The organism is Arsenophonus sp. aPb (genome assembly GCF_029873475.1).
GTDB lineage: Bacteria > Pseudomonadota > Gammaproteobacteria > Enterobacterales > Enterobacteriaceae > Arsenophonus.
Window position 1 is genome coordinate 1,449,504 of the sequence record NZ_CP123499.1, and the last position, 14,598, is coordinate 1,464,101.

The 14,598-nt window shown below is 38.3% G+C and carries 9 protein-coding genes; 8 read left to right on the plus strand and 1 reads right to left on the minus strand.

From position 1 onward, the window contains the following. Positions 1–177 precede the first annotated feature (177 nt). The 6 genes from QE177_RS06445 to QE177_RS06470 all read left to right on the plus strand — a co-directional run bounded on the left by QE177_RS06445 (position 178) and on the right by QE177_RS06470 (position 10,138). Entirely contained in the window at positions 178–1,182 is a 1,005-nt protein-coding gene (locus QE177_RS06445; RefSeq protein ID WP_280552055.1) for an endonuclease, read from the plus strand. A 456-nt stretch (positions 1,183–1,638) separates the two neighbouring features. Further along, complete coding sequence (gene phoH, locus QE177_RS06450; RefSeq protein ID WP_280552056.1) at positions 1,639–2,430, plus strand: phosphate starvation-inducible protein PhoH; 792 nt, start codon at positions 1,639–1,641, stop codon at positions 2,428–2,430. Between the two features lie 495 nt (positions 2,431–2,925). Further along, the gene (locus tag QE177_RS06455) at positions 2,926–8,151 is read left to right on the plus strand and encodes a DUF637 domain-containing protein (protein WP_280552057.1); all 5,226 of its coding nucleotides are present in this window, start codon (positions 2,926–2,928) and stop codon (positions 8,149–8,151) included. Positions 8,152–8,170: 19 nt separating this feature from the next. Further along, positions 8,171–8,695, plus strand: coding sequence for a hypothetical protein (locus QE177_RS06460; protein ID WP_280552058.1), 525 nt, complete (start codon positions 8,171–8,173; stop codon positions 8,693–8,695). 256 nt (positions 8,696–8,951) lie between these two features. Next, positions 8,952–9,911 (plus strand): hypothetical protein, encoded by a 960-nt coding sequence (locus QE177_RS06465; protein WP_280552059.1) that lies wholly within the window; start codon positions 8,952–8,954, stop codon positions 9,909–9,911. Then, positions 9,908–10,138, plus strand: coding sequence for a hypothetical protein (locus tag QE177_RS06470; protein WP_280552060.1), 231 nt, complete (start codon positions 9,908–9,910; stop codon positions 10,136–10,138). Before QE177_RS06465 ends, QE177_RS06470 begins: the two co-directional genes overlap by 4 nt. A 399-nt stretch (positions 10,139–10,537) precedes the next feature. Here QE177_RS06470 and QE177_RS06475 read toward each other — a convergent pair whose 3' ends face one another. Next, positions 10,538–11,827, minus strand: a complete 1,290-nt coding sequence (locus tag QE177_RS06475) for a cytosine permease (protein ID WP_280552061.1) — start codon at positions 11,825–11,827, stop codon at positions 10,538–10,540. A 100-nt stretch (positions 11,828–11,927) separates the two neighbouring features. On the opposite strand from QE177_RS06475, the gene QE177_RS06480 reads away from it, so the two are divergent. Together QE177_RS06480 and QE177_RS06485 are read left to right on the plus strand one after the other, a co-directional pair. Beyond that, complete coding sequence (locus tag QE177_RS06480; RefSeq protein ID WP_280552062.1) at positions 11,928–12,611, plus strand: PAS and helix-turn-helix domain-containing protein; 684 nt, start codon at positions 11,928–11,930, stop codon at positions 12,609–12,611. A gap of 737 nt (positions 12,612–13,348) precedes the next feature. Continuing rightward, entirely contained in the window at positions 13,349–14,440 is a 1,092-nt protein-coding gene (locus QE177_RS06485) for an SGNH/GDSL hydrolase family protein (RefSeq protein ID WP_280552063.1), read from the plus strand. Positions 14,441–14,598: the final 158 nt, after the last annotated feature.

A 14,598-nucleotide genomic window follows, 5' to 3' on the forward strand; every position in this document is an offset into this window, starting at 1 on the left:
TTTTATTTAATGTATTTTAAAGCGTTAATTATATTTTTATACAAAAAAAGATATTTTTTTTATAGAAATTCATCATATAAAATAAGAAAATAAAATTAAATTTTTTCATGCGGTTGCGATAATAATGAAAAAATTATATGACTAAAATGATCGATTTATATATTAGTTTTAACCAGGATGTTAATTTTGAAATTAAGCCCTTTTTTAACGGTAATAATTACCGTGATAGTAGTTTTTTATACGCCATTTAATTTATCAGCGACTCCCACTAGTTTTGACGAAGCAAAAAAAATTGCCCGTAATGAAATTTACTTTGATCAAGCTGCCGGAAATCAAGGAACGCTTTATTGCGGATGCCAATGGCAATGGATGGGAAAAAGTGGAGGTAGGGTAGATTTAACTAGCTGTGGTTACCAAGTTAGGAAACAGATAAACCGAGCTCAGCGAATAGAGTGGGAACATATTGTGCCGGCATGGGTATTTGGTCATCAGCGTCAATGTTGGCAAAATGGTGGGCGAAAGAATTGTGTAATTACAGATCCGGTTTTTCGCGCCATGGAAGCCGATCTGTATAACATTGCACCTTCAATTGGTGAAGTCAATGGTGATAGAAGTAACTTTAATTATGGTCAATTGCCAACCACATTTTTGACTTCTTATGGTCAATGTCAAAGCCGGGTGGACTTTAAAAATCGTATTTTTGAGCCCAGGAATGAAGTAAAAGGCCAGGTTGCCCGGGTTATGTTTTATATGTATGACCGATATAATCTCAATATGTCAAAGCAACAACAACAGCTATTAATCGCCTGGGATCGACAATTTCCGGTTAGTGAGTGGGAAAAGTTGCAAAATGAGCGCATTAGTAAAATTACCGGCCACTATAACCCGTTTGTAACCGCTGAATTAACCTGGCAATTAGGACATAAAAATCAGGCAGCGGGTTTATCTGCAATAACCGCTGAAATAGACAACAAAGTAAGCAAAACAAAGCGTAATATTTCTGATATGGCAAACAATTATCTGACAACAATGATTAAAGGCAACCAAATTAGCCAAATATACCATTTTTCTCATTGTCAGGGATATAAGGTTTTATCAGCAAAAAATAGTGTTGTTTTTGAAAATGAGCAAGCAGCGATTGCTGCGGGTTATCGATTAGCAAAAAATTGCCAGCGACAATAAAAAAACATTTATTATCAAATAAATAGCATATTATCATGCTGGTCTTATTAACTCGGCTATTAATAAATTATCAAGTGACTGAAGGTGATTGTTTGCGTAATAAAGTTGACAGGCAAGCAATAATCGACAATATTTTTTGTATCACAGATGTTAAAATATTTTTATAGTCAATCAATGGATATAAGATAATATTAAGTTCTTGAAGATGTTTTATAGTCGTAGTTCTGTGTTTGATGCTGTTCAACATAGGGGATATAGATGATAAAATGTTTAAAATATACGCTTCAGACGTTAACCGGTTATAAGTTTTCCATAACATGCAAGATGGAGAAATTTGTAACCGGTTTTTTCATGCAAATCATAAAATTGGAGTCAATTCTCTGTTTTAGATAGCTTTTTTGTGTAGATATTCAAATATTATTACCATCGAAATATAGACTATCGAAAGGTAACACTATGAGTAGACAGAAAGCTGCAACAAGAGCACGCCGAGAATTAAGAAGATCTTTAAGAAAAGAAAGCCGTTCGTCTCGTTTAAAAGAGATCAACAATGTGGCATCTTTTGCTGATTTTACAGGTATTGAAACCATTGGTATGGCATGTGAAACTCGTGATCGTTCTCCCATTATTCCTCGCAGTGATGCACAAAGAAAATATATTGAAGCGATTAAGTGGCAAAAATTGATTTTGGCAAATGGTGAAGCAGGATGTGGTAAAACGTTTATTAGTTCTGCAATGGCTGCTGATGCCCTCATCAATAAAGAAATCAATAAAATTATCGTAACTCGTCCGGTTCTGCAAGCAGAGGAGGATTTGGGTTTCTTACCGGGTGATATGGCAGAGAAATTCGCGCCTTTCTTTCGGCCGGTATATGATATTTTAGCCAAAAGATTGGGTCACTCTTTTCTCCAGTACTGCTTACGGCCTGAGATTGGTAAAGTAGAAATCGCGCCTTTTGCTTACATGCGTGGCCGAACCTTTGAAAACGCCTTTGTGATCCTGGATGAAGCGCAGAATGTGACTGCCAATCAGATGAAAATGTTTTTAACCCGCTTAGGAGAAAATGTAACTGTAGTTGTCAATGGTGATGTTTCCCAATGTGATTTACCGTTAGGGATCATTTCTGGTCTGGAAGATGCGTTACGACGTTTTAATTGTGACGATTTGGTTTCTGTCGTGACATTTACCATTGGCGATTGTGTCCGCTCTGAGCTCTGCCATAAGGCCTTATTAGCCTATGAGCTTTAAATAGGTTGTTTATTGGCATAGCGCCCAGACAATCTGGGCGCTATTTGTTTTTGCCTAGTAAACAGAAACTCTTTAATTTATTTTATATAGACTATGTTATAGCTGCATTATCAGTGAATAGTAAAGTAGGTTTTTTGCTTTATGGGGTGGTGAATAGCAGTAAACATCAGCGTATTGCTTAGACTTTTATCATCGTGAGTCGTTAACTGAATTTAATTAACATCAATAATTCTATCAATGATAGTGGTAATTTAATCACTAGCTTTTATTTATTAAATATAAAATTATAAAAATTGTATTTAATTTTAGGAATAAAAATAAAATCGTATCACTTAAATTTAACATATTGAATTACAAATAAAAACATTGATCATTATAATAATAACTAATTAACTTATTGATTATTATATATTGCCTATTAAATTTTTCCTTTCTATTTTGGAGACGATAGCTTTCATCCTCATATTTATTCAAATATAGAATATAGGTAATGCTATGAAAAATAAAAATATTAGTTATAGCACAAAAATAGTTTATCTCATTGCCAGTTATCCTCTGTTGCCGGTTTTCAGTTCCACTATCCAACCGGCGAATGACAAAACTCAACTAACGGTTAAAAATCAAATTCCTATCATCAATATAGCAGCGCCAAATCAGGCGGGTATTTCTCATAATCACTATCAGCAATTCAATATACCGCCACAAGGTGCGGTTTTAAACAACGCGATCCAATCCGCTAATAGTGAATTGGCTGGTCAACTGGCTAAAAATGAACAGTTGGCTGAGCGGGCGGCAAACTTGATCATTAATGAAGTAACTGGTTCATCTTCTTCACAACTTAATGGCAAATTGGAAATCGCAGGCAAGCCAGCGGATGTGATCATTGCCAATCCTAATGGCATCAGCTGTGATGGCTGTCATTTCAGCAATATGGGTGGATTAACCTTAACGACTGGCCAGCCGACACTGAATCAACGAGGCGAATTTAGCCATTTAAGGGTGAAAAAAGGGGATATTACGTTCCGTAATAAAGGGCTCTATAGTGGTAGTCAAAATTATACTGAGATGATCAGCCAGACTACTACGATCAATGCCAGTATTCACAGCAAAACTATTAGCTTACTGCAAGGCACTAATGCGATTGATTATCAGACTGGAAAGATTTCCCAAATACCTAACCCGAGCCTAAAACCACAATTCGCCGTTAACATTACCGCACCGGGTGGCATCTATGCTAATCAAGTTAAAATAATTGCTACCGAGCCAGGCAGTGAGGTGAAGCTGGACAATATTAAAACCAGTGAAAGAGATTTATTTGTTTCTGCAAAAGGTAAACTGACGCTAGGTCATATTACCACTAAAGGCCATTTAACCGCCAAAGCGCCAGCGGTTATAATTCCTGCAACCAGTAAAATTTTATCACAGCAAGATCTCTTAGTTGAAAGCGATAGCCTAATTAATCAAGGTAAAGTAACCGCTCAACAAAATATGCATCTATTTAGTAATATCATCCGTAATCAAGGTGAAAGCGCTAAAATTGAAGCCTATAACAATCTTTGGCTGCAAAAAAATGCCCGAGGTGAGCTTAGTGAAAGGATTGAAAATAGCGCGGCCACTATCTCAACCCAAACCGGTGATCTGTTCCTGAGAGCCAAGCATATAATTAATCAAACTAATAACCCTAACATCACGCAACAATTGATAACACCGGACAGTAATAAAGTTAAAGAGTATGTTGTCAGAGCGTATGGCCACGGTGTTGTTCTCAGCAAAAAACTAAAACCCAATTATCAGATTAATGGCAAACAGCGCTGGTTTGGTGAAATTGATCCGCTGTTTACGCAATTTGTGCAATTGGAGAAAACGACTTACAGATTAGCTTCCCCGCTAGTCGTTGGGCGCATTTCTGCCGGTAACAATCTCTATATTAAAAGTGATCAATTAGTTAATGATAAATCGATTATTAAGTCCCGCAATGATAGTTATCTGCACAGTAAGAATATCACTGCCATTAGCCAGAAACTGGGTGAAAAATCCGTCTGGGTAGCGATGCACAATGCGTTAGATCAATCGGCTAACTATATTTTACTGCAAGGATCTTTACATCAAATATTCGGTTATATACCAGCGCATCATGCTTATGAAAAAAGTGATTATAATGATGCTCGCATTCGTTATTTTGTCGATTATGGTCAATATCTGTCATTTATACCGGCAGACATAGCAGAAAAAGCACCTTATGAATCATTCGTTTATGACAGCGCAACTCACTTAATACCCGTTAACCAGCCAGAAATAGGCCTTTGGCGGGATCACGATTTTTTAGCGGCCAGATTTTCAGCGACCAACAACCTGGTTATCACTGCGGATAACATACAATTCAATAAGATCTATCCACAGCCGCTTAATTCCGTGGCTGAATTACATGAAAAGTTCGATGATAAACAACTTTTAGTCGGCAAAAATATTACCCTAAATAGTAAACAGCTCACTGGCTCATTATCAGCCCAGGCACAAAATAACCTGTCTATTAGCAGTGAAAATATTGTACTCAATAATAGCGAGCTTAGCGCTAACAACGAACTTAACCTGATCGCTAAGAATGACATTGCACTAACGGATACCGGCTTAGCAGGCCATAATGTGCTGCTACTGAGTAAAAATGGGGCTATCAGCTATCAGGCAGCTGAATATCACCGCTACGATGACGATGATTTTTGGCAGTATGATTTGTTTCCAGATGAAGACTTATTTCCTTACTTTGATATAGCGCCAAAATATAAATTGCTGGCGGCGAAAAACCGGTTGGATATGATTGCCGGCCAGGATATACAAATTGATAACAAAGTGGCGTTAAATGTGCCAATAATCAATATTACCACTAAAGGCAGTATTTATTTCAATCGCCCGGAAAAAGCGTTGTTTAACAAACCGCTGCATTATGATCGATTAGAACTGAACTTAAAATCAATCTATGATTTCCATGATAAAGAATATCATCATCAAAGCGACTTAGAAACGAGTGAGCAATATCAACCTAAATGGCAAAAAGCGCGCCATATTTTACTTAATGCCGGTAAAGATATTGTTTTTAATGGCGTAGACTTACAGGCTGAGCAAGGGATAGAAGTCTTCGCTGGTAACGATATTCAGTTAGCACCCGCGCCATTTAAGCTACAAGACAATTTTTATCTGCTATTAAAACGTCGTTTTACCAATTTGGATACCTTAGCGGCATCGTTTTATTCCCCACAGCTTAAATTGCCTTTTGATTTAATTAGTAATATAAAATCACCCACAACCCAAGCATTTAAATCTTATTTGACCTCTGGAGGGACTTTACTGCTTAATGCAGGTGGCGATCTTAACTTGCAGGCCGCCGAATTATCCTCTAAGCAAGCCACCCATCTCTTTGCTGGACGTAACATTGATCTCTCTGTCAAGATCCTGACAACCGATTTAATCGCCCAAAAAGAGCTTCAACAGACTTATCAACCACAAAGTTTCACGCCAGTGGTACACTCGGGTGGCGCATTATATATGGTGGCCGGTGAAAATCTTTTTTTACAAGCCGCCAATATTAAAAGTGCTGGGGCAATGGCACTGACCGCCGGCAATGAGTTTGTCATTGATTACGTACCTTATCGAGCAGAAATCGAATCCGATGGCTATCATGAAAAACTTCGTCACCTAACTACGCAACTACACAGTGGTGGTCGTTTAGATTTATTCAGTAAACAACACTTGCTTATCAAAGGCGCTCAACTGCATGCAACTGGCGATATTACGATGGTATCGGCCGGCAATACAGAATTGAAAGCGCTAAAAAATCGCGATCACGGTTGGCAGCATGGCAAATTAATTGATAAAACCTATCAACAAGGGATTGAAATTGAAAGCGGTGGCGCGCTTAACATCCACGCGGGTGGCCATCTGCTTTTTCAGGCTGCTAAGCTTAAGGCACAGCGAACAATGGATATTGCTGCGCAAGGAGGCTATCTCTACGCTCAGGCGATGGAAGAGACTGAACACTATGAAGAAAAACGTAAAAGTTGTAATCGTTGGACATTGTGTTTAACTAAAAATAGTGAGCATCGTACCTATCATGCAGTAAAAAACAGAGTGACTGAATTTCATGCCGGTAATGATATCAGTTTGTTAAGTTATAATGACAGTATCTATGAAGCGACAAAAATTAATACCCAACGCAACGCGACATTAACGAGTACCCATGGCCGTGTTCTATTTAAGGCGGTGCAGAACCAAACCTTGAATCAAACCATTAGTAACTCACAAGATATCTTCATTACTCGGCGTGATAAAGGGTCGTATTCAGCAGTGTGGCAGTTACCGACGATTCAATATGGTGGTGACCTAACAGTAAATGCCGCACAAGGGATCGAAGCAGATGTTAACGGCCAAAAAAAACAAACGCTAAAACAGGTTATCGCCAGTTTAGGTGACTCGCCTGAGTCTCAATGGTTGAAAGTACTGCAAGACAAGCCGGACGTTAATTGGCATAAAGTTGAAAATGAGTATAAAAGCTGGGATATCACGCAACAACAACTGCACCCGGTCAGCGCAGCGGTGATAGCAATTGCGACCGGTGCGGCCGCCTCGGCCTTGGCGATACCGGCAGGAATAAGCGCGGCCTCGGCGGCCGGCTTGAGCGGCACGAGTGCGATTGTGATGCAGGGGGCAGTCTCAGCCGGTGTAAGAGCGATTGCCGCTAAAGCGGCCGTTTCACTGGCGAATAATCAGGGGAATATTTCAGCGACCCTCAAAGAGCTTGGCAGCAACCAATCGGTCAAATCGATTATTGCCTCGATGGCCATCGAAGGGTCACTGGCCGGTTTAGATACGACAGTATTCAGTCACGGTGATAGCGTTGCGCACAGCGCCCAACCCTATAACCCAACCTTTCCAAGATTCAGTGATGGTGAATGGCAACATACTGTTCAACGGGTGGCGGCGCAATCACTGATTACGTCAAGTGTGGACACGGCACTGAATGGTGGCAGTTTTAAAGATAAACTGGCCGCCGCGTTAGTCAGCCAGACCAGTCGTCAATTACATGCCGAAGGGGCGCATTTAATCGCTAAAAATGGTCAGGTACTTGGCAACCCGGGCAAACTACTTAGTCATGGCGCCATGGCGGCTTTGAGTGCAGAGATAGCCGATAGTGATAAAGTAGCAGCGGCAGCTGGCGCCTTTGCCGCAGAATTGGCAGCAATTGGATTGGGTGATAATTACTATGTTGATAGTTCCAATCGACAGCAAAAAATTCTCGACACTAGCCGAGTGATAGGCGGCCTGGCCGGCGCCCTGGCTTCAGGCACCGCCGAAGGCGCCTATAGTGGCGCGGATGCCGGTGTTATCGCGGTACAGAATAATTATCTGACGGCTAAGGAATCTCAGCAATTAGAGAAAGACTTAGCCGCTTGTAAAGCAACGGGTGGGGATTGTCGTTCAGTTATTCAAGAGTACATTGATATTAGTAATAAGAATAGCCAAGCACTGATAGAAGCTTGTACTGGCGGTGGCGTATCTTGTGTGACTTGGGAAGAACTGATTACCGCGTATACCAATGAAGCCAAAAATGCGCATCCATTGCAAATTCGATTTGGCGAAAGATTAAAAGATCCAGATGCAGCCGCTTTAGTGAATTATCTTAATGGAACAGATCTGAAATTTTTGCAAAGAAAATATCACGGAAGGTGATAGAACGCTGGTAGTGATAATGGATCCGAGCTCTTGGCCTGTCGCCGTGATGGGAGCAAAAGCGATAGTTACCAATAGTGTTACAAGAGGTAAAGAACAATTAATTGCAGTAGGAGTATCAAGTGCGGCTAATGCAGGGATCCAATATGGTATAACTGGGGAAGTAAAACTGTCAGATGTTATTGGCGCCGGCGTTATTGGCTCGATTACAGCAGGAAAAGGATACAATCCAACAGTAACCTGGAATGCGGCAGGAGGTTATTACACTGCTGAAATTAAAGGTGATGATCCGTTTATTTCTGCATTATTAAGTAAAGCTGGTGCATCTGGTGGATATGCAACTGGTAATATTATTAAGGTACCGATGAATAAGAAATTAAATCCTGTATCGAAACAATATGAATGGGTTCCAACAGGCGTTTGGACTATAACTAAGCCAGCCCCACAAAATTCAATACCATCGATAGCAGGTAATATTGGTGATTCTGTTATGTCAGAAGTAGTTCAAGATAAATTAAAAAATATGCCGAGAAAAGAACAATGAAAAAAATAATATTATTTCATTGCTCAATCTTGTGTACATGTGTATTTCAATGACATTTATGATCTTTTTTTGGTAACGCTGGCACAATTATTTGGAGCATGGTTATCTTGGTATGGCAGTAGTGATTTTCCCTATTCGATAGAAGATTTTATTGTATGTTTAAAATTATTATGGCTAGGACCTTTTATAGGGAGTATTTTATGGCTTTTTTATTACAAAAATGTCTAAAAATCCTACATGCTCTTAACTAATCTAATTGACTTGGTGGTTTATCGCCCTGGCCTCGGGCACCGCCGAAGGCGCCTATAGTGGCGCGGATGCCGGTGTTATCGCGGTACAGAATAATTATCTGACGGCTAAGGAATCTCAGCAATTAGAGAAAGACTTAGCCGCTTGTAAAGCAACGGGTGGGGATTGTCGTTCAGTTATTCAAGAGTACATTGATATTAGTAATAAGAATAGCCAAGCACTGATAGAAGCTTGTACTGGCGGTGGCGTATCTTGTGTGACTTGGGAAGAACTGATTACCGCGTATACCAATGAAGCCAAAAATGCGCATCCATTGCAAATTCGATTTGGCGAAAGATTAAAAGATCCAGATGCAGCCGCTTTAGTGAATTATCTTAATGGAATAGATCTGAAATTTTTGCAAGAAAATATCACGGAAGGTGATAGAACGCTGGTAGTGATAATGGATCCGAGTTCTTGGCCTGTCGCCGTGATGGGAGCAAAAGCGATAGTTACCAATAGTGTCACAAAAGGTAAAGAACAATTAATTGCAGTAGGAGTATCTAGTGCGGCTAATGCAGGGATCCAATATGGTATAACCGGAGAAGTTAAACTGTCTGATGTTATTGGTGCCGGCGTTATTGGCTCGATTACAACAGGAAAAGGATACAATCCAACAGTAACCTGGAATGCGGCAGGAGGTTATTACACTGCTGAAATTAAAGGTGATGATCCGTTTATTTCTGCATTATTAAGTAAAGCTGGTGCATCTGGTGGATATGCAACTGGTAATATTATTAAGGTACCGATGAATAAGAAATTAAATCCTGTATCGAAACAATATGAATGGGTTCCAACAGGCGTTTGGACTATAACTAAGCCAGCACCTCAGCACTCTCTTCCTTCTAACATGGGAAATATGGGGGGATCAGTTGTATCAGAGCTGGTACCAAAATTTTTAGAAAAAGATAAAGAGGCTCAGAAATGATAAAAAGCCTCTTTGTATTGTTAAAAATTTTCTTATTAATTGCTCTATCTTTAAATTTTATAGTGTTAGTTGCTTTCCTGTTTTTTGAAGGACTCTCATACTTATCTGAGGGAGTTTTTAAATTAGATATATTGTGGTTAGGGCTAAAAGGAGGGGTATATGGTGCTATTGCAGCTAGCCTAATAATTTGGTTCTTTTACCATATAATACCAACTGTTAAAAAATAAAAATTTTGTTTCGCAGAATAATAATAACTTAAGCCCTAACTATACTGCTGGTAACGTTATTAAGGTTCCATTTGATAAGGTATTTAATCCTATATCAAAACAATATGAATGGGTTCCAACAAGCGTTTGGACTATTACTAAACCAGTTCCACAAAATTCAATACCTTCGATAAAGCAACCGCACTAGTTCAAAATGGCACACCATTCGATGCAATAGGAGTATGGGAAGAATTAAACGGCGGTGTCGATTTAGCGGATTGATTGAAATGGGCTACTATTTTTGCTGATCTCAGTGCTGAAAAAACACTCGACTAATTAGGCTAGCAGAATAATGTTGATAAATAGTTATTCGTTCTGTCTCTTGTCAATGTCACCTAATCAAGAGACAGATTTCAATAGCTAGTTTTTATTTTCAAAAATAAAAATCTTAGTTTTCATTAACAAAAAATAAACTATGCTGGCCGTTAAAATAGAGTTTAATGACGGTATCCCCATCTTAACTTCTATGCCGACAACAGCGCCTAGAATGCATGCAATAATCGCTGACCAACCAATAAATGGTGTAGATAATTCATTCGGTAACACGCAATTTTCTCTGCTTGCATTTAATACTTGCCGGCTGGTTTGCAAAATATAATAATCAACTAGCATCACACCCGCAATGGGTGGAAAAATAGTTCCTAGTAAAGAAAGAAAATTAGTAAAGTGAGTTAGAATACCCAGCATCGACAAAAGGGTACCGATACAGCCGACAATTAATGTTAACTGAAAATATTTAAATTTTTTACCGGTAAAAATTTCGATGGTATTAGCGATGCCTAAAGATGAAGAATAGAGATTAACATCATTGACTTTAATAGCAGATAATATAACCGTTAATAGACCTATTACGCCGGCACTGGTTGTCATTATTTTTACTACATCAGCCGTATTTAACGCATGGGCAATTAATATTGCTATTCCACTTACAATAAATGGTCCTACTATTATTGATACTGTGCTCATTAAAATGACATCTTTAGTATTTCTACAATAACGACTAATATCTGGTGTCGTTAAAGCGCCTGCTATGCAACCGCCTGCAACTATTGTCGCTCCCTCGCTAATAGTTAGTCTATTTCCGTTTGGTATTTTATTAAAAACATCAATAATATTAAAATCTTTTGTAAGAATAAAAAAAATATAACCAATTACGATAAAAAATAATGGAACGGAGATTAAAGCGGTAAAGCTTAAAGCACGAAAACCAAAAGCAACTAAAAAAGTAAGACACAAACCGGATAAAGCCGAAGTTAATGTGAAGTTTATCTTGTAATCAAAAGTATATTGTATTCCTTCCGCCAAAACAGAATTTTGTATACCAAACCAACCTAATAAGCTAGTAGCAATAGCTAATCCTATTATTGCCGAACCAATTTTTCCAAATCCACACCATTTCGCCAAAATTGAAGTTGATAAACCTTCCTTCATTCCAGCTAATCCCAATCCTAAACTAACAAATTCTAAAATCAAACTGCCAAAAAAAGTCGCTAATATAGCATCCATGAATGTCATAGAATGACCTAATGTTGCTCCAAGCATAAATTGACTTAGCGATGTTAAATATCCGATTCTAACTAAAGTGACCTTAATTATCCCAATCCTAGATTGCATCGGAACTCTATTAGAAGCATAATCATTCTCAGTCATATTTAATTCCTTTAAATAAGATGGAATGAATATATTACTATACTTAAATATATTTAACTATATGATTTTGTATGGATATTAAGATAACAGGAGATTTAATATGAATATTTTTTCCGAAAAAAACATTCTATCTTTTATGGAAAAAAGCTTAGGGAATTGGTGTGTTAAAGATATAAATTCAGACTATATATTTATGAATAAAAAAGGAATTGATTATTATGGTTTTAATAAAATAGATTTTGAAGGCAAATCTGATAAAGATATACCGATTGAACGATGCCAAGAACTTTGGCCGGAATTTATAGCGCATGATCGAAAAGTAATTGAAAAAAATAAAAAAATCGCTGCAATAGAAATTCATAAATATAATTCAAGCTCATCAGCAAATATAATTGCAAATTATTGTGAAAAGACACCACTGTATGACGATAACAATAATGTAGTTGGCGTTGTTTGTTATGGCATTGAGCTTGATAATGCCGCGTTATTGCATTATATGAACCGATTCAGTATACAGAAAATTGAATTTGATGCACAAAATGATATTTTTAGTAAACGGGAATTAGAAGTGATCTTTTGGGCACAACAGCGCCTAACAGCGAAAGAAATAGCGAAACGGTTAGGGATTTCACATCAAACTGTAGAAGGGCATTTGAAGCTAATTTATAAAAAAGCCGATGTTCATAGTATCTTTCAGCTTATTGAATATTGTAAACATATAGGACTTGATAGATATATTCCAATGGATTTTATTCGTAAAGGTGTACAGATAATTGATGAATGATTTTTCTGTCTTAACAGCTAAAATGCGTTGTCCGATTTGGTAGCTGATGGTGAAATGATAGCACATTAAAATACAAACAGATTCAAGTAGTTACCGCTGATAGCCGCCTTTGGGTTGGAGCGGGGCTTTTATCGGTTGGGTCAAAAACCGACTGCACAACGTCTTGATTTTACAGTCGGTTCTTTCGTCGTCTGAAATTTTACTTTATAATTGCTTTTGGCCATTGTGACTACTCTGATTAGTTGCGTGGTTAGCAGTGATGGCAGGTAGCCGACTGTCATCACTGCATCGCTTCGTTACTTATCTTTTTTATCCCTATTTCCCGCTTTTTTGCCTAATTTTCACTAAAGTTTGCCTGACTTAACTCTCCATCAGCCTGGTTTTAATTATCGCTTTAGTAACCGTTTGGCCAATTGTTGATATTGCAACTAGCATTGTAAACTACTGTTGCATATTGCCTGCCTGTAAACCCTTATTTAACTAAAACAAGGGTTAGTTAACTAAAGTGTAAAAGTTCGGCAATGGTTAACGCGTTTTTTCGTAATAGTTCTATTTATTCAATAAAGTCACTCAATTTTTGCCAGTTGGATGTATAAAACTAACGGTAAGAAAGGTAAGAAATGACAAATAAATTAGTAAAACAGTTATTGTTCGGTCGTTATTACCCTTTATGACTAATATTTTATTTAATCTACGACCCCATTTAATGACGCTAAAATACAAGTGAGGGAAAAGGAATGCAGTCCACACGATTTCGTAATGTTATTGTCTTCGGAGACAGTTTATCTGACACAGGTCTGATGGCCAGTTCCATTATTGGTAAGCTAGCGAGCGCATTCGGTGCCATGACGGTCAATCCGACAGGGCGTTACAGTGATTGCCGTAACTGGACAGATCATATGTTTGAGGCGGCAACTGGTGGAGAATCACTGGTGATGGCTAATGCTAGCATCTCAAAAAAATTAACTAGCAAGCATCAATCATTTTCGCCAGATTCCGGCTGGGGACAAAGTTCTGACTTGTGGTTTCGTTATGCCAATTACGCCGTTGGTGGTGCTACAGGGGGGATACCGCACGCTATTGCTCACAAATGCTCACTCACTACCATGAAAAATGAGGTCAATGCGTTTAGGAAAGATTTTTCATCATTAGGGATAACAGATGAAAATTTTCTTTTTATTGTTTGGTTTGGCGCTAACGACCTTTATACGGCTGGTTTGCCTGCCACCAGGATGAGCGAAGTAGCAATTAAAATTGCTGATAAACGTAGAAAAGAGCTGGCTAGTATCGTAGGTGCAAGTGCAAGTAATGCACACTTTATCTATATAAATATGGGACTTCCACTATCGGCTGCGCGTTATCAGGAGATGGTTAATTCTGCCAAGGCGAAATATCAAACGTCAGCCAACGAAGATAAAGCTAAGCGTATTTTTGATAACGTCAGGCAACAAATTAATAACTTTGAAAGTGGTGCGATGTTATTTAACCACACATTAAGAGAGATAACCGAACGTAATGATGATATGTATGTCGATATGGCGTCGTTACTGAAACCAGAATCGATGACTAATTTATATGAACAGTTACATTTATTAAAAGGGGTGCAAGCCGCCGGCACCAGTAACCAATTTATTGATAGTTGTAATTACGATATTATTATGGGTAATAAAACTAAAGTGTCTACTTCAGATAAAGCCCATCCAACGGATCGTGTTTATCGCGTGGTATGGCAAAAAATCTGTGAGGCGCTGTGGGAAAGAGGTTACACCTTTGGCACCCTGCCTGTCGCTAAGGGAACTAATTGTACTCATTTCTGTACAAGGCTTTGATTGGGGCAATAAATAAAATAAGGTTGTTTGTATCATGTCATTTTTGTGCAGATTAAAAAGCCAAAAATTCCGCATGGTAGATAAAATGTAACTATCAGCCTTAGAAGCAATAGTGGAAACTATTCGTGCAGAATGAAATAGAGTGCTAGGTTATTGTT

Coding starts and splice junctions, on each gene's coding strand:
- QE177_RS06445 (WP_280552055.1), top strand. CDS start 178: ATGTTAATTTTGAAATTAAGCCCTTTTTTAACGGTAATAATTACCGTG.
- phoH (WP_280552056.1), top strand. CDS start 1,639: ATGAGTAGACAGAAAGCTGCAACAAGAGCACGCCGAGAATTAAGAAGA.
- QE177_RS06455 (WP_280552057.1), top strand. CDS start 2,926: ATGAAAAATAAAAATATTAGTTATAGCACAAAAATAGTTTATCTCATT.
- QE177_RS06460 (WP_280552058.1), top strand. CDS start 8,171: ATGGATCCGAGCTCTTGGCCTGTCGCCGTGATGGGAGCAAAAGCGATA.
- QE177_RS06470 (WP_280552060.1), top strand. CDS start 9,908: ATGATAAAAAGCCTCTTTGTATTGTTAAAAATTTTCTTATTAATTGCT.
- QE177_RS06475 (WP_280552061.1), bottom strand. CDS start 11,827: ATGACTGAGAATGATTATGCTTCTAATAGAGTTCCGATGCAATCTAGG.
- QE177_RS06480 (WP_280552062.1), top strand. CDS start 11,928: ATGAATATTTTTTCCGAAAAAAACATTCTATCTTTTATGGAAAAAAGC.
- QE177_RS06485 (WP_280552063.1), top strand. CDS start 13,349: ATGCAGTCCACACGATTTCGTAATGTTATTGTCTTCGGAGACAGTTTA.